General features: G+C 57.9%; 18 protein-coding genes and 1 pseudogene. 10 read left to right on the top strand and 9 right to left on the bottom strand.

Annotated elements, in window-relative coordinates; genetic code table 11:
* Positions 1 to 159: 159 nt before the first annotated feature.
* From IAI51_RS20200 to IAI51_RS20180, 5 genes are all read right to left on the bottom strand, one after another.
* On the bottom strand, positions 160 to 786 hold the full coding sequence (locus IAI51_RS20200; protein WP_187680055.1) for a transcriptional regulator: 627 nt from the start codon (positions 784 to 786) through the stop codon (positions 160 to 162).
* Positions 787 to 879: 93 nt separating this feature from the next.
* Positions 880 to 2,007 (bottom strand): NAD(P)/FAD-dependent oxidoreductase, encoded by a 1,128-nt coding sequence (locus IAI51_RS20195; protein ID WP_187680054.1) that lies wholly within the window; start codon positions 2,005 to 2,007, stop codon positions 880 to 882.
* Positions 2,008 to 2,054: 47 nt separating this feature from the next.
* Positions 2,055 to 2,999: an ornithine cyclodeaminase family protein gene (locus IAI51_RS20190; protein WP_187680053.1), complete on the bottom strand. Its 945-nt coding sequence runs from the start codon at positions 2,997 to 2,999 to the stop codon at positions 2,055 to 2,057.
* 138 nt (positions 3,000 to 3,137) lie between these two features.
* Positions 3,138 to 4,628, bottom strand: coding sequence for an ATP-dependent RNA helicase RhlB (gene rhlB / locus IAI51_RS20185; protein WP_187680052.1), 1,491 nt, complete (start codon positions 4,626 to 4,628; stop codon positions 3,138 to 3,140).
* Between the two features lie 109 nt (positions 4,629 to 4,737).
* Complete coding sequence (locus tag IAI51_RS20180) at positions 4,738 to 5,394, bottom strand: alpha/beta hydrolase (RefSeq protein WP_187680051.1); 657 nt, start codon at positions 5,392 to 5,394, stop codon at positions 4,738 to 4,740.
* A gap of 468 nt (positions 5,395 to 5,862) precedes the next feature.
* On the opposite strand from IAI51_RS20180, the gene IAI51_RS20175 reads away from it, so the two are divergent.
* The 4 genes from IAI51_RS20175 to IAI51_RS20160 all read left to right on the top strand — a co-directional run bounded on the left by IAI51_RS20175 (position 5,863) and on the right by IAI51_RS20160 (position 10,028).
* Positions 5,863 to 6,894: an amino acid ABC transporter substrate-binding protein gene (locus IAI51_RS20175; protein WP_187680050.1), complete on the top strand. Its 1,032-nt coding sequence runs from the start codon at positions 5,863 to 5,865 to the stop codon at positions 6,892 to 6,894.
* Between the two features lie 66 nt (positions 6,895 to 6,960).
* The gene (locus IAI51_RS20170) at positions 6,961 to 8,142 is read left to right on the top strand and encodes an amino acid ABC transporter permease (RefSeq protein ID WP_187680049.1); all 1,182 of its coding nucleotides are present in this window, start codon (positions 6,961 to 6,963) and stop codon (positions 8,140 to 8,142) included.
* Positions 8,143 to 8,152: 10 nt separating this feature from the next.
* Positions 8,153 to 9,250, top strand: coding sequence for an amino acid ABC transporter permease (locus tag IAI51_RS20165; protein WP_150617206.1), 1,098 nt, complete (start codon positions 8,153 to 8,155; stop codon positions 9,248 to 9,250).
* Positions 9,251 to 9,263: 13 nt separating this feature from the next.
* A complete protein-coding gene (locus tag IAI51_RS20160; RefSeq protein WP_003221897.1) occupies positions 9,264 to 10,028 on the top strand; it encodes an amino acid ABC transporter ATP-binding protein in 765 nt (254 codons plus the stop codon).
* Positions 10,029 to 10,091: 63 nt separating this feature from the next.
* On the opposite strand, the pseudogene IAI51_RS28010 reads toward IAI51_RS20160, so the two are convergent.
* Positions 10,092 to 10,214, bottom strand: a pseudogene (locus tag IAI51_RS28010) (transcriptional regulator); the annotation flags it as partial.
* 116 nt (positions 10,215 to 10,330) lie between these two features.
* Between IAI51_RS28010 and IAI51_RS20155 the strand changes: the two are divergent.
* From IAI51_RS20155 to IAI51_RS20140, 4 genes are all read left to right on the top strand, one after another.
* Entirely contained in the window at positions 10,331 to 10,990 is a 660-nt protein-coding gene (locus tag IAI51_RS20155) for a FadR/GntR family transcriptional regulator (protein WP_187680048.1), read from the top strand.
* A complete protein-coding gene (locus IAI51_RS20150) occupies positions 10,980 to 12,284 on the top strand; it encodes a CynX/NimT family MFS transporter (RefSeq protein ID WP_187680047.1) in 1,305 nt (434 codons plus the stop codon). The genes IAI51_RS20155 and IAI51_RS20150 overlap by 11 nt, the downstream gene beginning before the upstream one ends.
* Before the next feature lie 147 nt (positions 12,285 to 12,431).
* Positions 12,432 to 12,902: a nuclear transport factor 2 family protein gene (locus tag IAI51_RS20145; RefSeq protein ID WP_187680046.1), complete on the top strand. Its 471-nt coding sequence runs from the start codon at positions 12,432 to 12,434 to the stop codon at positions 12,900 to 12,902.
* Positions 12,903 to 12,941: 39 nt separating this feature from the next.
* Positions 12,942 to 13,262, top strand: coding sequence for a GIY-YIG nuclease family protein (locus IAI51_RS20140; RefSeq protein WP_187680045.1), 321 nt, complete (start codon positions 12,942 to 12,944; stop codon positions 13,260 to 13,262).
* On the opposite strand, the gene IAI51_RS20135 is transcribed toward IAI51_RS20140, so the two are convergent.
* Complete coding sequence (locus IAI51_RS20135; RefSeq protein ID WP_187680044.1) at positions 13,246 to 14,667, bottom strand: hypothetical protein; 1,422 nt, start codon at positions 14,665 to 14,667, stop codon at positions 13,246 to 13,248. The two genes, IAI51_RS20140 and IAI51_RS20135, sit on opposite strands and share 17 nt — an antisense overlap.
* A gap of 151 nt (positions 14,668 to 14,818) precedes the next feature.
* Here IAI51_RS20135 and IAI51_RS20130 point away from each other — a divergent pair, with 151 nt between their 5' ends.
* Positions 14,819 to 15,754: a glutathione S-transferase family protein gene (locus IAI51_RS20130; protein ID WP_187680043.1), complete on the top strand. Its 936-nt coding sequence runs from the start codon at positions 14,819 to 14,821 to the stop codon at positions 15,752 to 15,754.
* 51 nt (positions 15,755 to 15,805) lie between these two features.
* On the opposite strand, the gene IAI51_RS20125 is transcribed toward IAI51_RS20130, so the two are convergent.
* Together IAI51_RS20125 and yejK are read right to left on the bottom strand one after the other, a co-directional pair.
* On the bottom strand, positions 15,806 to 16,156 hold the full coding sequence (locus IAI51_RS20125; RefSeq protein ID WP_187680042.1) for a glutaredoxin family protein: 351 nt from the start codon (positions 16,154 to 16,156) through the stop codon (positions 15,806 to 15,808).
* A complete protein-coding gene (gene yejK, locus IAI51_RS20120; RefSeq protein ID WP_187680041.1) occupies positions 16,156 to 17,160 on the bottom strand; it encodes a nucleoid-associated protein YejK in 1,005 nt (334 codons plus the stop codon). Before yejK ends, IAI51_RS20125 begins: the two co-directional genes overlap by 1 nt.
* Positions 17,161 to 17,556: 396 nt before the next feature.
* Here yejK and IAI51_RS20115 point away from each other — a divergent pair, with 396 nt between their 5' ends.
* Positions 17,557 to 17,838 carry an HU family DNA-binding protein gene (locus IAI51_RS20115; protein ID WP_003221909.1) on the top strand — a complete coding sequence of 94 codons (282 nt, stop codon included), beginning with the start codon at positions 17,557 to 17,559 and terminating at the stop codon, positions 17,836 to 17,838.
* Positions 17,839 to 17,962 lie beyond the last annotated feature (124 nt).

Below are 17,962 nucleotides of genomic sequence, written 5' to 3'. Positions count from 1 at the left end.
TAGTCCATTACTGTGTCCCATGACTAACTCGTCGTATCGTTTTGTCAGTCGGGCATCTAGCCCGGTCATTTGATATCCATGCCGTCCTTTTATAGACCAGGATCGGGAGATGTGTAGATACCAATGCAGCGATGGGGACAGAAAAATCACCGCAGATTTTCAGCCCTTCAATTCCTTCAAATGCTTGTACACCGTCGCCCGCCCCATGTTCAGCACGTTGGCCACATAGTTCGAGGCGCTCTTGCCCTTGAACGCGCCCTCGGCGTGCAGCGCCAGCACCAGTTCGCGTTTGTGATCGCGGGTCAGCAGATTAAGGCTCAGTTGACGTTCGCGCAGCCACGCATGCAGGAAGGTGTTGATGCGCTCCTGCCAGTCATCGCGAAACAGTGAATCCGGTTGTGGAATCAGTTTGCTGGGCGAGAGAAACAGATCCAGCGCAGCCTTGGCATTTTCGAACAGCGAAATATTCAGATTGATGCACAGCACCGCCAGCGGATGGTCTTCGCTGTCGCGCAAGACAGTGCTCAGACTGCGAATTTTCTGGCCGTCCCAGTTGAGCTTTTCGTACGGGCCGATATTTCGCTCGCTGACGTCTTCGCTGAGCATGTCTTCCAGAGATGACTCGTCGCCGATCTCGCGTTTGGACAAGTTGTTGGCGATGTAGTCGACCTTCTGTGTGCGCAAATCGTGCAGCACCACTTCGGCGTGAGGAAAGAACAGCGTGGCGATGGCGTCGGCGATGGCACGGAAGTTATCCAGTGCCGGGTCGAATTCGGGGGCGGTCATGACAGTGGAGCTCCAGGCAGCGTCAACGCCTCCGTGAACAGGAGGCGCTGCGAGTGTGCCGCAATCCGTTGGGCGCGTCATCCGGACGGCGGATCAGGCGAGGCGGGCAGGGGATAGCATGCTGCTGTCCAGCCCGAACTGGTGCAGGTGCTCGGGTAGCGGTTCACCGCGCACCAATGCCGCACTGGCCTGGCCCATTGCCGGTGATGTCTGTATGCCGTAGCCGCCCTGCGCCGCTACCCAGAACAGCCCCGGCACCTGCTGATCGAAACCGCTGAGCAAGTCGCCGTCGGCGACAAAATTGCGCAGGCCGGCCCAGGTGCGGGTCGGGCGGCGGATGGTCAGGGTCGTGGCCTCCTCGATCTGGTAGATGCCCATGGCGATGTCCAGTTCTTCCGGCTGCACATCGTGGGGTTCGACTGGGTCGGCGTTGGCCGGCGAGCCGAGAAACATGCCCGCATCGGGTTTCATGTAGAACGATTCGTCGAGGCTGACCAGCATCGGCCAATGGTGAATATCCACGCCTTCGGGTCCGGCAAAAATGAATGCGGCACGGCGTTTTGGTTGCAGGCCCAGCGATCGGGCGCCGGCCATTTCACCGACCTTGTCGGCCCAGGCGCCGGCGGCGTTGATGATCACCGGAGCGCTGAAAGTCTGGCCGTTGGTCTGCACATGCCAAATACCGTTGGCGTCGCGATCAAGGCTCACCACCTGGCAATCGGTATGCACTTCGCCTTTATTGCGACGGATACCGCGCAGGTAACCCTGATGCAGGGCGTCGGTGTCGATATCGCAAGCCGTCGGGTCGTAGATCGCGCCGTGGACTTTTTCCCGGCGCAGGATCGGCAGGCGCGCGCAGGCTTCGTCGGCGCTGAGCAGTTGCATCTGTGGCACCGTGGCTTTGGCGCTGAGGTACTGGTTATTCAGTTCGGCGGCATCACCGGTGAAGTCCACGGTCATTTCGCCGCGCGGGGTCAGCAGCGGGTGCTCGCAGAAGCCGGGCGGTGGATTGTCGAAGAACTCACGGCTGGCCTGGGTCAGCGCGCGTACTTGCGGTGTGCCATACGCGGCGGTGAACAGTGCGGCGGAGCGTCCGGTGGAGTGATAGGCCGGATGGGATTCACGTTCCAGCACGATGACTTTGGCGTGCGGTGACAGCCAGAAGCCGGTGGAAGCGCCAGCAATCCCGCCGCCGATGATGATGAAATCTGCCTGGCTCATGAAAATCTCCGAGGGTTACGAGAACTCGTGTAGGAGCTGTCGAGGTGTTAGCGCTGTAATTGGTAAACCGCATTCGCCAGGGCAATGTCTTCAAGACCCAGACCAATGGAGCGGAAAAACACGTGACGGTCGTAACCGGGCCGCTGCACTTTCTTGCTGAGCAGATCCGCGAGGTCGCCGACAATTGAATCCTTGTCCCAGCCGTGCTGCTCGGCGGCAATCAACATCTCTCCCGCCGAACCCGGCGTGGTCAGACGATAGTCGCAGAACACCTGCATGTCGCTGAGGCTCTGCGGTGGCACTTCATGGGCGCGTGGGGCGTTGGTGCTGATTGAAGTAATCAGTGCCGGTTTGCTCAGGGTGGCCGGGTCGAGCACGGGGCCTGCGGACGAGGTGCAGAGCATGATCACGTCGGCATCGGCGATCGCCGCTTCACGGCTGTCGGCGATCTTCAGGTCTGGAGCAATGGTTTTCAGCAGAGCCTGAGTGTCACGGTCTTCGGTCAGCGTAGGCGAGTACAGGCTGATGCTCTGCCAGTCGCGCAGTGATTTCACGTAGTGCAGGTGCGCTTGGGCGACCTTGCCGCTGCCGATGATCGCCAGCCGTTTGGCATACACTGGGGCGAGGGCATCGACGGCCACAGCTGTGGTGGCAGCGGTGCGCGCGGTGGTCAGCTCGCCCGCGTCGCAGAGCAGTAGCGGCTGGCCGGTCTGCATCGACATCAGCAGCGTCCACGCGGTGACGAGTGCGCCTTGCTCGCGAACGATATACGGCGAAGTCTTCACGCCATACACGCCGTCCTCGGCCAACACCCCCAGGTAATTGATGAAGTCACCGGCGCCCTTCGGGAATTCCACCAGTTGCTGCGCCGGCTGCACCGCGTTGCCGGCAGCGAGGTCGCGGAACAGCTTGCGCAGGATTTGCGGCACGTCAATCCGTGTCAGCAGCTCATGGGCCTGGGTTTGGTCGATCACGTAGGGCGTACTGGACATGTCAGGCTCCGGAAGTGAAATCTAAACTAATTTGTCCATTATGGACTTTTAGTTTTGCCGGGCAAGCACCTGGTGAAAAATCCGGACGAAAAAAAAGCGCAGTCCGTATCCGGCTGCGCTTCTCTTTTATGACGTCGTTTACTGCGGACGCGCGCGCTCAACCGCGCGCAACAAATGCGTTGGCGGCGTTTCACAGCTGATCTTGCGGCCCAGCTTCTCTTCGATGGACGGCAACTGGTAGGAGTCGTCCTCACCGGCGAAGCTTATCGACACGCCATCGGCGCCGGCACGACCTGTACGGCCGATGCGGTGCACGTAGTCGTCCGGGACTTCCGGCAGGGTGAAGTTGATCACGTGGCTGATGCCGTCGATGTGGATGCCGCGACCGGCAACATCGGTAGCGACCAGCACGCGAATCTTGCCTTCGCGGAAGCCTTCCAGGGTTTTGATGCGTTTGTGCTGCGGGACGTCGCCGGACAGTTGCGCGGCGTTGATGCCGTCACGCACGAGGCGTTCTTCGATGCGTCGCACTTCGTCCTTGCGGTTGGCAAACACGATCACCCGTTCCCAGCCGTTATCGTTGACCAGGTTGAAGAGCAGTTTGTACTTGTCGGCACCGGCCACGGCATAGATGTGCTGTTCGACGTTTTCGTTGGCGACGTTCTGCGACTCGATCTCGACGATCGACGGGGCGGTGGTCCATTGCTTGGCCAGGTTCATCACGTCTTCGGTGAAGGTCGCGGAGAACAGCAGCGTCTGACGTTCGCTTTTCGGCGGGGTCTGGCGAATGATCTGCCGCACTTGCGGGATGAAACCCATGTCGAGCATGCGGTCGGCTTCGTCCAGCACCATCACTTCGACCATGTCCAGGTGCACGTCGCCGCGCTGGTTGAAGTCGAGCAAGCGGCCCGGCGTCGCGACGAGGATGTCGCAGTGGCGCGCTTCGAGGTGCTTGAGCTGCTTGTCGAAGTCCATGCCGCCCACGAACGTCATCACGTTCAGGCCGGTGTACTTGGTCAGGTCGGCGGCGTCTTTGGCGATCTGCACCACCAGCTCACGGGTTGGCGCGATAATCAGGGCGCGGGGTTCGCCCATGTAGCGCTCTTTCGGCGGCGGCGTCTGCAGCAATTGGGTGATGATCGAGATCAGGAACGCGGCGGTCTTGCCGGTGCCGGTCTGGGCGCGACCGATGGCATCTTTGCCGGCGAGGGTGAAACCCAGCACCTGCGCCTGGATCGGCGTGCAATACGGGAAGCCCAGGTCCTGGATGGCGTGCATCAGTTCCGGAGACAGTTTGAAATCGTGAAAGCGGGTTTTGCCTTCCTGCGGCTCGACGGCGAAGTCTTCGAGTTTCCACGGGATGACCGGTGCCTTTGGCTTCGGTTCGCGGCGAGGCCTGGCCGGTTTCGGCGCTTCGCTGTGCACGCTTTCTGCAACAGGAGCAGCAGATGTAGGAGCGACGGCGGCCGGTTGTGACTCTTGTTTCGGTGCCGCTACGGTAGCGGGGCGGTCGGCCTGGCGGGCATCGCTGCGATGGCCGGGGGCGTGCGACGGCGCACTGGGAACTGGCGCGAGCTGCTCAGCCTCGCTTTTACCGAACATCTTCTTGAGTGCTTTGAGCACGGTCATCTCATCAATTGGTTAAGGAATGTACGCCGGCCAGTGTAATGCAAGAAACGGGCGCGGCGTAGGGGGAGGGATCAAAGGGGGTTGCCGAGGGAGAAAACAGCCCGCGTGATCAACGCAGGCGTTCGCTCAGCCACACGCCGATGTCGCGAATTTCTTCGGGTAACACTTCGTGCTCCATTGGGTATTCCTGCCATGTCACGGTGACACCATGGGCCTTCAGATACTCATAGGCGGTACGCCCCATCGAGTTCTGCACCACGTTGTCGAACTGACCGTGCAGCGACAGCACCGGAATGCGCTGCTGGCTGGCGGACAATTCCAGTTCATCGCTGAAAGTCGGCGCGTACGTCGACAGCGCCAACACACCACCCAATGGCCCCTGCCATTTCAAAAACGCAGTGTGGAACACCACAGCGCCGCCTTGGGAAAAACCTGCCAGAAAAATCCGCGAGGCGTCTATTCCGCTGGCCCGTTGCTCTTCGATCAATTCGATGATGCGGTCGGCGGACGCTTCCAGCTCATCGCGGTCGATCGCCCGCGCCGGGCTCATGGCCTTGATGTCGTACCAGCTCGGCATTGCATATCCGCCATTAATAGTCACTGGTCGGGTCGGCGCCTGCGGCAGGACAAAGCGCGTGCTGAGCAGGCTTTCCTGCAACGCTTCAGCCACCGGCAGGAAATCGTAACGATCGGCGCCGAGGCCGTGCAGCCAGATCACGCAGGCATCTGCGGGCTTAACAGGCTGAAGAATCAAGGGCTCGGTCATGGTTGCTCCAAATATGTGCGGGCGCTCTCATTGAGTGCGTGATTCGAGTGCGCGTCCGGGTGATCCGTTAATTAGATGTCGCAAGGGTACAAGTTTTGCTATTGACCTGTCGCTGAACTGCTTCCACGACCGGTGTGGTACGGGCTTTGCTATGGAGGACATTGTACGAAGCGTCCTACGGGTGTCGGTAACACTATCAGTGTACGACTCGCGACGGGATAGCAACGAATCCGGTGATGGATGTTCGCCAATGGCCGCTACGGGCTTAGCGAACGTGAAAGGGCTACAGCCCGTTCGGCCGATTGGTGAGAAGTGAGTTGTCCATGATGTGGATTTTCTCCTACTAGACTCATAGCGAAGGTCCTACGTCGGTTGACCCTAAAAAAAGCCAACACGGGTCAACAATGCCTCAAAAGGGTGCGACTGGACTCAAGCTCCGACACAACAAGAGCAAAACTGGAGGTTTGAATGAAGATGTTGAAATCCACTCTGGCGATCGTGACTGCAGCAACAGTTCTCGGCGTCAGCGGGTTCGCTCAGGCGGGTGCAACCCTGGATGCCGTGCAGAAGAAAGGTTTCGTGCAATGTGGCGTGAGCGACGGTCTGCCGGGCTTCTCGGTACCGGACGCTACCGGCAAGATCCTCGGCATCGACGCTGACTTCTGCCGCGCAGTGGCCGCTGCCGTATTCGGCGACGCGACCAAGGTCAAATTCAGTCAGTTGAACGCCAAGGAGCGCTTCACCGCGCTGCAGTCCGGCGAGATCGACATCCTGTCGCGCAACACCACCATGACCAGTTCCCGTGATGCGGGCATGGGCCTGAAATTCCCGGGCTTCATTACCTACTACGATGGCATCGGCTTCCTGGTGAACAACAAGCTGGGCGTGAAGAGTGCCAAAGAGCTGGACGGCGCAACCATCTGCATCCAGGCCGGTACTACCACCGAGCTCAACGTTTCCGACTACTTCCGCGGCAACGGTCTGAAATACACCCCGATCACGTTCGACACCTCCGATGAAAGCGCCAAGTCGCTGGAATCCGGTCGTTGCGACGTACTGACCTCGGATAAATCCCAGCTGTTCGCCCAGCGCAGCAAACTGGCTTCGCCGAAGGACTACGTGGTTCTGCCGGAAACCATTTCCAAGGAACCACTGGGTCCAGTCGTGCGTAACGGCGACGACGAGTGGCTGGCCGTGGTGCGCTGGACTGGCTACGCCATGCTCAACGCTGAAGAGGCCGGCATCACTTCGAAGAATGTCGAAGCCGAAGCCAAATCGACCAAGAATCCGGACGTCGCTCGTATGCTCGGTGCTGACGGTGAATACGGCAAAGACCTGAAACTGCCGAAGGACTGGGTCGTGCAGGTCGTCAAGCAGGTCGGCAACTACGGTGAAGTGTTCGAGAAAAACCTCGGCAAGAACACTCCGCTGGAAATCGACCGTGGCCTGAACGCCCTGTGGAACAACGGCGGCATTCAGTACGCACCACCAGTGCGCTAATGGTTCTATCACCCGGCGGGCCAACCGCCGGGTGATGTTCTTGTTCCATTTTTTCCGGGGCACTTCATGCAAAATTCAATCGGCGCACCAAAGCAGAGGCTTAGCCTCAGCGATCCGCGAGTGCGCGCCTGGGTATTTCAGATCGTCACTATCGTGGCCGTCGTCTCCCTGGGCTGGTTCCTGTTCGATAACACACAAACCAACCTTGAACACCGGGGCATCACCTCCGGCTTCAGCTTTCTGGAGCGCAGTGCCGGGTTCGGCATCGCTCAAACCCTGATCGACTACACCGAAGCGGACAGCTATGCCCGCGTGTTTGTGATCGGTCTGCTCAATACATTACTGGTGACCTTCATCGGCGTGATCCTGGCGACTCTGCTGGGTTTCATCATTGGTGTCGCGCGTCTTTCGCCGAACTGGATCATCAGCAAGCTGGCGACCGTGTATGTGGAAGTCTTCCGCAACATTCCGCCCCTGCTGCAAATCCTGTTCTGGTACTTCGCGGTGTTCCTGACCATGCCGGGACCGCGCAACAGCCACAACTTCGGCGACACTTTCTTTGTCAGCAGCCGTGGCCTGAACATGCCGGCCGCGCTGGCGGCTGACGGCTTCGGGGCATTCGCGATCAGTGTTGTGGTGGCCATCGTCGGCGTCGTGCTGATGTGCCGCTGGGCCAACAAGCGCTTCGAAGCGACCGGTGTGCCATTCCACAAGTTCTGGGTGGGTCTGGCGATATTGCTGGTGATCCCGAGTTTGTGCGCGCTGATCTTCGGCGCTCCGCTGCACTGGGAAATGCCCGAGCTCAAGGGCTTCAACTTCGTTGGCGGCTGGGTGCTTATCCCGGAACTGCTGGCCTTGACCCTGGCGTTGACCGTTTACACCGCGGCTTTTATCGCCGAGATCGTGCGTTCGGGGATCAAGTCGGTCAGCCACGGCCAAACCGAAGCGGCCCGTTCGCTCGGTTTGCGTGAAGGTCCGACCCTGCGCAAGGTGATCATTCCCCAGGCGCTGCGGGTGATCATCCCGCCGCTGACCAGCCAATACCTGAACCTGGCGAAGAACTCCTCGCTGGCCGCCGGTATCGGTTATCCGGAAATGGTTTCGCTGTTCGCCGGCACCGTGCTGAACCAGACCGGTCAGGCGATCGAAGTGATTGCGATCACCATGAGCGTGTACCTGGCGATCAGTATCAGCATTTCCCTGCTGATGAACTGGTACAACAAGCGCATTGCGCTGATCGAGCGGTAAGGAAAAGCGCATGAGTACTCATACTTTCAAACCCGACATGCCCCCTCCGAGCAGTAGCATCGGCGTAGTGGCATGGATGCGCGCGAACATGTTCTCCAGTTGGCTCAACACCTTGCTGACGCTGTTCGCGTTCTACCTGATCTACCTGATCGTTCCGCCGATTCTGGGGTGGGCGATCATCGACGCCAACTGGATCGGCACCACCCAGGCCGATTGCACCAAGGAGGGCGCCTGCTGGGTGTTCATCCAGCAACGCTTCGGTCAGTTCATGTATGGCTACTACCCGACCGGGCTGCGCTGGCGCGTGGACCTGACCGTGTGGCTGGCAGTGATCGGCGTGGCGCCACTGTTCATCTCGCGCTTCCCGCGTAAAGCGGTGTACGGGCTGAGCTTTCTGGTGATCTATCCGATTGTCGCCTGGTGCCTGCTGCACGGCGGCGTATTCGGCCTGCAAACCGTCGCGACCAGCCAATGGGGCGGCTTGATGCTGACGCTAGTGATCGCCACCGTCGGTATCGCTGGAGCCTTGCCGCTTGGCATCGTGCTGGCGCTGGGTCGTCGTTCGAACATGCCAGCGATTCGTGTGGTTTGCGTGACCTTCATCGAGTTCTGGCGCGGCGTGCCGTTGATCACGGTGCTGTTCATGTCTTCGGTAATGCTGCCGCTGTTCCTGCCCGAAGGCATGAACTTCGACAAGCTGCTGCGGGCGCTGATCGGCGTGATCCTGTTCCAGTCGGCCTACGTGGCTGAAGTGGTGCGCGGCGGTCTGCAAGCGATCCCTAAAGGTCAGTACGAAGCGGCCGCTGCGATGGGCCTGGGCTACTGGCGTTCGATGGGCCTGGTGATTCTGCCGCAAGCCCTGAAGATGGTGATCCCCGGCATCGTCAACACCTTCATTGCGCTGTTCAAGGACACCAGTCTGGTGATCATCATCGGCCTCTTTGACCTGCTCAACAGCGTCAAGCAAGCCGCTGCCGATCCGAAATGGCTGGGCATGGCCACCGAAGGCTACGTGTTCGCCGCCCTGGTGTTCTGGATTTTCTGTTTTGGTATGTCGCGCTATTCCATGCATCTGGAACGCAAGCTCGACACTGGCCACAAGCGTTAGGAGTTCTCTGTAAATGAGCGAAGCAATCAAAAAGCCTGTGGGTCCTGAAGGCATCATTCAGATGCAGGGCGTCAACAAGTGGTACGGCCAGTTCCACGTGCTGAAAGACATCAACCTCAACGTCAAGCAGGGCGAGCGCATTGTGCTGTGCGGCCCGTCGGGTTCCGGCAAGTCGACCACCATCCGCTGCCTCAATCGTCTGGAAGAACACCAGCAGGGCCGCATCGTCGTGGATGGCGTGGAACTGACCAACGATCTGAAGCAGATCGAAGCGATTCGCCGTGAAGTCGGCATGGTGTTCCAGCACTTCAATCTGTTCCCGCACCTGACCATTTTGCAGAACTGCACCCTGGCACCGATGTGGGTGCGCAAGATGCCCAAGCGCAAGGCCGAGGAAATCGCCATGCATTACCTGGAACGCGTACGCATTCCGGAGCAGGCGCATAAATTCCCGGGGCAACTGTCCGGTGGTCAGCAGCAGCGTGTGGCGATCGCTCGCGCGCTGTGCATGAAACCGAAAATCATGCTGTTCGACGAACCAACCTCGGCACTCGATCCGGAAATGGTGAAAGAGGTTCTGGACACCATGATCGGCCTGGCCGAAGACGGCATGACCATGCTCTGCGTGACCCACGAAATGGGCTTCGCCCGCACCGTGGCGAATCGCGTGATCTTCATGGACAAGGGCGAGATCGTTGAGCAAGCGGCACCGAATGACTTCTTCGATAATCCGCAGAATGATCGGACGAAGCTGTTCTTGAGTCAGATCTTGCATTGATGGTTGATGCTTGAAAACCAACCCGGCCTTGTGCCGGGTTGGTTTTTTGTGGGGGCAGGAGAAGGTCAGGGTTCCGTCTTCTTTGTGCACTGTATCCTTGAGACCTCTCAAATCTGCCCCTTCGCCCAATGCGCGCGCATCGGTGAGCAGGTGTGGGTGACGATCAAGCAAGCGCATCAGTAGTATGAATCGAAAATCCCGCTCCATGCGTCTCCGATTGACCCTAGGCGGTTGCCGTCCTACATGAGTCTGACTAACATGTCAGGAAATTCATCCTATGATTGGATGAAAGGGCGAATCCTATGTCAGAAATTTCTCCACTTATTAAGCGATCCCTGGTCGATCAGGCCTTGGATCAGTTGCGCCAGCGCATCAACAGCGGCGTCTGGCAGATCGGCGAGCGTCTGCCGACCGAACCCGAGCTGTGCGCCGAGTTGGGCATCAGCCGCAACACCGTGCGTGAAGCCATGCGGGTGCTGGCGTTTTCCGGGTTGATCGAAATCCGTCAGGGCGACGGCAGTTACCTGCGTGCGGTGGTGGATCCGCTGGACACGCTCAAGGCGCTGTCCCGTTGCTCGCCGGAGCAGGCTCGGGAAACCCGGCACATCCTTGAAGTCGAGGCCATCGGCCTGGCGGCATTACGCCGTACCGATGAAGACCTCGTCGCGTTGCGTGAAGCGCTCGGCACCAGCGGCAGCCATTACCACGGCGATCTCGACACCTACATCGCCTGCGATCTGGTGTTTCACCGCCGTTTGGTCGACGCCGCGCACAACCCGACCCTCAGCGAGCTGTATCGCTATTTCTCCAGCATCGTCGGCGCGCAATTGCGTCAGACCCTGAACATCGTCCCGCGCCGTCAGGAAGTGTTCGACCTGCACATCGAGTTGCTCGATGCCGTCGAACAACGTGACCCGGAACGGGCCAAAGCTTTGTCGAGACAGTTGATCAATGAACCTTGAAACCGAGAAACCCATGTCCCGCAGTGATTTATCCACAACCCCCAAACGCACGGCAGAGCTTGAAGAGCTGTTGATCGATGCCGAGGCCGATGACGAACAGGTGCAGCAAAGTCACCCGCTGGTTCGGCGTCCATGGCTCTTGTTGTTGGGGCTGATTCTGGTGGCGCTGAACCTGCGTCCGGCGCTGTCGAGCATGGCGCCGCTGCTCAGTGATGTGTCGAAAAGCCTCGGCCTGTCGGCGGCTCAGGCCGGTTTGCTGACCACACTGCCGGTGCTTTGCCTTGGCTTGTTCGCACCGCTGGCGCCGATTCTGGCGCGGCGTTTCGGTGCCGAGCGCGTAGTCCTTGGCATTCTGCTGACACTTGCTGGCGGCATTATCTTGCGCAGCAATTTCGGGGAGATTGGTCTGTTCGCCGGCAGCGTATTGGGCGGCGCCAGCATCGGCATCATCGGCGTGCTGCTGCCGGGCATCGTCAAGCGAGACTTCGCCAAGCACGCCGGCACCATGACCGGCGTGTATACCATGGCCCTGTGCCTGGGCGCGGCGATGGCGGCGGGTTCGAGCGTGCCGTTAAGTGAGCATTTCGATCACAACTGGACCATGGGACTCGGCTTCTGGGTGATTCCGGCGCTGGTCGCGGCTGCGTTCTGGTTGCCGCAAGTCGGGCAGAAACACGGTGCGCACAACGTCGCTTATCGGGTGCGCGGGCTGCTGCGAGATCCGCTGGCCTGGAAAGTGACGTTGTACATGGGCCTGCAATCGTCGCTGGCCTACATCGTGTTCGGCTGGCTGCCGTCGATCCTGATCGGTCGCGGTCTGACGCCGACCCAGGCGGGTCTGGTGCTGTCCGGCTCAGTGATCGTCCAGCTCGCCAGTTCGCTGGCCGCTCCGTGGCTGGCGACCCGTGGCAAGGATCAGCGCCTGGCGATCGTGGTGGTGATGGCGCTGACCCTTGGCGGTCTGTTCGGCTGCCTCTACGCACCGATTGAAGGGCTGTGGGGCTGGGCGATTCTGCTGGGTCTGGGGCAGGGCGGTGCGTTCAGTCTGGCGCTGACGTTGATCGTACTGCGCTCGCGTGACGCCCATGTCGCAGCAAACTTGTCGAGCATGGCTCAAGGCTTCGGTTACACGCTGGCTTCGATGGGGCCTTTCGCAGTCGGCGTGGTGCATGACTGGACGGGCGGCTGGAATGCGGTGGGCTGGATTTTCGGCATCATTGGCTGTGGCGCGATCCTCGCCGGTCTCGGTGCTGGGCGTGCGTTGTACGTGCAAGTGCAAAGCGAAAAGATCTGAGTGCGCTGATTTCAAATGTGGGAGCGAGCAGGCTCGCTCCCACATAGGATTTATGTGCTGCGGGTATTCGGTATGCGAATGCCGATAGTGTTTCCGCGTTTTGCAGCTTATCGTGCTGGCAATCTGTACATATTCTGGAGATTGCCCATGAGTGAAGCCCACGTTGCGTTGATCACCCGTTTCTACGAAGCTTTCCAGCGCCTCGATGCCGAGGCGATGGCCGCGTGTTACACCGATGACGTGGTGTTCAGCGACCCGGCCTTCGGCGAACTGCGCGGGCGCGATGCCGGCGACATGTGGCGCATGCTCACCACCCGGGCCAAGGACTTCTCACTGACCTTCGACAATGTCCGCGCCGACGAGCGCAGCGGCGGCGCGCATTGGGTGGCGACTTATCTGTTCAGCCAGACCGGCAATGTGGTGGTCAACGATATCCAGGCGCGCTTCGTGTTTCGTGACGGCAAGATCTGCGAGCACCACGATCACTTTGATCTGTGGCGATGGTCGCGTCAGGCCTTGGGTTTCAAAGGTCTGCTGCTGGGGTGGACGCCGCTGGTACGCAATGCCGTACGTGCGCAGGCACTCAAGGGACTGAAGGCATTTCAGGCCGGTCGCTGATAAGATCGCGGCCTGTTTCCTACACGCCTTGATCCCAAAGTGACCAGCCTTAGCGAAAAATCCGTCGATGTTGCCGAACCGGTGAGCAAGTCCTGGTTCGTCTACCTCGTTCGCGCCGCCAACGGTTCGTTGTATTGCGGGATCAGCGACGATCCCGTCCGCCGTTTCGCCAAGCACCAGAGCGGCAAAGGTGCGCGTTTCTTCCTCTCCAGCCCGGCCATGGCGCTGGTGTACACCGAACGTTGTCGCGACAAGAGCGATGCGCTGCGCCAGGAGCGGTTGATCAAAAAATTGCGCAAGAGCGCCAAGGAATGCCTGGTGGCGAGCGTAGCAACTCGGGAGATCACTGAAAGTGAGTAGATATCCATTCACATAAAGAAGTCAGATTTTTTATGACAGGATTTTGTGCAGGAGATGTTCCAGTCCAGTCAATAACGATCGCTGCGAGAACGACCTGAAGTAAAGCAAGTCCTGCGACTATCAGTGAGTAGTGTTTGTTGAATCTCAGGTTTTTCAGTTGCATTTGCTCATTGCTCAACGTCTTGCGCTCGTTGATGGCTGATAGCAAATTCTCTATGTCGACATTTAAACCTTCCATTTTTTTTAAAGCTTGCTCTTGGAATGAAGAAAAGCAATGAATGTCGATCATGTTTGTTATGGCGAGAGCTCTTTTTTTTAAAAGCTGGCTCTCTAGGTTTGCTTCAAATAGGCACTGCAAGTCTTTAGTCGTATTTTTGCTGATCTTTAGTAGAAGTGGATTAATTGCGTCTCTGGCTTTTTTGTATTGATTCTGTGTTTCTGTAATGAGTGACAGGAAGAGATGCGATTGGCAGTAACCACTTTGGGTGAGTTGCCCATTGTCATCATCGATAAATGCAGAGTCCAGCAAAAAATTATCAATTTCAAAGTTGTAGAGGTATCGACGATCATCCCAGCGTGCTTTGTGCTGGTCGCATAGCCAGGTTGAGGTCCGACTGAGTAGATGAAAGTCATCAATAACTTCGTCTGTATCGTAATCTCCAGTCTGGATGTATGGGGTGGGAGAGTTGATGAAGTGACCCGACACAATGAAGTTTTTGTTGCCGGCAAGTATTCCCCAAGAGCGAATTAGGGATGCCGCTGTTTTTTTTGCTTCTTTAACTCGTTTGTTTAGGCGGTTTACTATTTTTTCTTGAATTATCGAGTCTGAGCGTTCAACTTCAAGAAATTTTCTTGAGAAAGGATTTAAGGATTTGAAGAAATAGTATTCGGAGATGGCTGATGTGTCTATGTTGAATAGCTCTCTATCCGCATTTTCATTTAAGTTGAGATCGATGGAAAGGTATATGGCGTCGCTTGTCAGGTGGATGATTGTTATCGAGTACATACTGTAAATCTGGAGCGTGCCATTTAAAGTGTAAGGCGCATACGGCAGGCGGCTATTGAAAGCGAGAAGCTGAAAAGTATTGATTGGGTAGTCAGGTGGCTCGGTGTGCAGTATTTTAGGGGGGGTGTTGTAAACGTCTGTCGAGCTCTCAATCTTGATTTTTTTATAAAGAGTTACAAGCTCGTTGTGATTAATTGCGGTTGTTATGTTGATCGAAGTGCAGCGACCTTCATGATCTAAAATATTCGCCCGATTGTATAGAGTCTTGGCTGTATTCTTAAAGTAGAGTTCAATGGAGAAACGTTGGAATTTGGTTTTCAGCGAGTTTGGAAATAATCTTGGGAACTTGTCAGTCAGGTCGAACAAGTATTCAGTCAGGTAGGCTTTTAACGGTTTCATTAAATATTTCAGCTTGAATGTTTTTTAAGGGGCGCAATTCTTACCTGTACGCGCCCATTCATGGTGTTGATATGCCATTATTTGGTAGGTTACATAGTCGCAAGGGGCATTGCACGTTAAGCTGCTATTTCTTTTTTAGGCGGAGCCGAGCATGTCCGAGTTGATTCTGCACCACTACCCGACGTCCCCATTTGCCGAAAAGGCCCGCCTGCTGCTGGGGTTCAAAGGCTTGTCCTGGCGCTCCGTGCATATCTCGCCGGTGATGCCCAAGCCTGACCTGACGGCTCTGACCGGCGGCTATCGCAAAACCCCGGTGCTGCAAATCGGCGCAGATATCTATTGCGACACGTCTTTGATCGCTCGACGGCTGGAGCTGGAGAAGGCTCAGCCGTCGTTCTTCCCCGAAGGGCAGGAAATGACTACCGCCAGTTTCGCGACCTGGGCCGATTCGGTGGTGTTTCAGCACGCCGTCAGCCTGGTGTTCCAGCCGGAATCGGTGGCGGTGCGTTTCGGCAAGTTGCCGCCGGAAGCGATCAAGGCGTTTTTAGCCGACCGTGCCGGGCTGTTCAGCGGTGGTAGCGCGACGCGTTTATCCACCGAGCAGGCCAAGCATCAGTGGCCGACGATCATGGCGCGTCTGGAGCAGCAGTTGCAGCGTGAGCAGGGCGACTTCCTGTTCGGTGAGCCGTCGATTGCCGACTTCGCGTTGGCGCATCCGATGTGGTTCCTTAAGGCAACTCACGTAACCGCCCCATTGGTGGACGAATATCCGGCCGTTGCGGCTTGGTTGGGCCGAGTGTTGGGTTTCGGTCATGGTGCTGCGAGCGAAATGACCTCCGAAGAGGCGCTGGAGGTTGCGCGCAACACGACACCGGCGGCATTGCCGGATGAGCAGTTCGTTGACCCGAACGGATTCAAGGCTGGGCAGCAAGTAGCAATTGCCGCGACGGATTACGGGGTTGATCCGGTAGTGGGAGAGTTGTTGTTTGCAGGCAGTGAAGAGCTGATCGTGCGTCGTGAGGACGAGCGTGGCGGCGTGGTGCATGTGCACTTCCCACGCTTCGGTTTCCGTATCGAAGCCAAGTAACAGCGACTAATCCTGTGGCGAGGGAGCAAGCTCCCTCGCCACAGGTGTGTGTTATTTCAAGGCAGCGAGAATCTCATCCGGATCAAACCCGCGAATCAACGTGCCATTCACGTCAATCAGCGGAATTCCGCGTCCCCCCAATGCCTCATACGCCTTGCGTGCCTCGGCATCCTTCTCGATATCGAATTCCTTGAACGGAATCCCTTTGCTGTCGAGAAAACGCTTGGTCTGCTTGCAGTAGCCGCACCATTCGGTGGCGTACAACACGACACTGGCCTGAGCGCGGGTCTGCTCGGAAACCATCTGCGACGGATTGAACACGCGCTCGATCTTGCCCCAGTTCTGATAGACCACGACCACCAGCAGAACCAGCGCAACCTTCTTCAGCACATTGCCGAGCATCAGTTACGGCGCTTCAACTGATCGGTGAGTGACGTCGGCAGGCCCTTGATCATCAGGGTGCCATTCTCTTCGTCGTACTCGATCTTCGAGCCCAGCAGATGAGCTTCAAAACTGATCGACAGGCCTTCGGCGCGACCGGTGAAGCGGCGGAATTGATTCAAGGTGCGTTTGTCCGCCGGTATCTCTGGCGACAGACCGTAGTCCTTGTTGCGGATGTGATCGTAGAAGGCTTTCGGGCGTTCTTCGTCGATCAGCTCCGAGAGCTCTTCCAGGCCCATTGGCTCGCCGAGTTTCGCCTGGCTGCTGGCGTAATCGACCAGCGTCTTGGTTTTCTCGCGGGCCGAGTCTTCCGGCAGGTCTTCGCTTTCGACGAAGTCGCTGAAGGCCTTGAGCAGCGTGCGGGTTTCGCCCGGGCCGTCGACGCCTTCCTGGCAACCAATAAAGTCGCGGAAGTATTCGGAGACCTTCTTGCCGTTTTTGCCCTTGATGAACGAGATGTATTGCTTGGACTGCTTGTTGTTCTGCCACTCGGAGACGTTGATCCGCGCCGCCAGGTGCAGTTGGCCGAGGTCGAGGTGGCGCGACGGCGTCACGTCCAGCGAGTCGGTCACCGCTACGCCTTCGCTGTGGTGCAGCAGGGCGATCGCCAGGTAATCGGTCATGCCTTGCTGGTAGTGGGCGAACAATACGTGGCCACCGACCGACAGGTTCGACTCTTCCATCAGCTTTTGCAGATGCTCGACCGCGACTTTGCTGAACGCGGTGAAGTCCTGTGCGCCCTCCATGTATTCCTTCAGCCAGCCGCTGAACGGGAATGCACCGGACTCAGGATGGAACAACCCCCAGGCTTTACCCTGTTTGGCGTTGTAGCTCTCATTGAGGTCGGCGAGCATGTTCTCGATGGCCGCGGACTCAGCCAGTTCGGAATCACGGGCGTGCAGAACTGCGGGCGTGCCGTCGGGTTTTTTGTCGATCAAATGGACGATGCAATGACGGATCGGCATGGGCTTCTCGGCTGTTGGAAGGGAGGAGGGCGGGCTCCCCCGAAAAAGCGCCCAGTGTACCGCAACCATTGGTTTTGGCGCGGGGTGGAGGGCAAATCCGGGGCAGGTGATCGCCCTTATGCAGTTTTTTAGCGATTTAGAGCAATAAAGCTGACCAAATGGGTAGCTAGAGGCGGATATTTCCCCGTCTCTGTGCTAGTTTTGCCCGGTCTTACGCGAAGTCACTGCGTTAAGCGTGCAATCAGCATTTGTCAGGTCGAACCAAACCCTGATTTCGGTATCTATAACCCCGACTCGTCGTGGTTATCGCCGAGGGTGCCAGATCCAGAAGATCGGGCTCGATGGCTGACACTGCACTCTGCAATCCATATGAATTTGATAGGGAAGGAACACTACATGGCTCTTACTAAAGACCAACTGATCGCCGACATCGCTGAAGCTATCGACGCGCCGAAAACCACCGCGCGTAACGCTCTGGACCAACTGGGCCAAATCGTTGCCGATCAGCTGGAAAACGGCGGCGAAATCACCTTGCCAGGTATCGGCAAGCTGAAAGTGACCGAGCGTCCTGCCCGCACTGGCCGTAACCCTTCGACTGGCGCTGCCATCGAAATCCCTGCAAAGAAAGTGATCAAGCTGGTTGTGGCCAAAGGCCTGACCGACGCTGTGAACAAGTAAGACGCAGCGATAAAAAAACCGTGCTCCGGAGCGATCCGGGCACGGTTTTTTTGTGTCTGCGATTTGGCTGTGCACCCTGAACCTTTGTAGGAGCGAGCAGGCTCACTCCTACAGGGGATCTGCT

Source organism: Pseudomonas sp. N40(2020), from assembly GCF_014472415.1.
Taxonomy (GTDB): Bacteria; Pseudomonadota; Gammaproteobacteria; order Pseudomonadales; family Pseudomonadaceae; genus Aquipseudomonas.
Note: the sequence above shows the minus strand (reverse complement) of the source record. Positions and strands in the feature narration are given on the sequence as shown.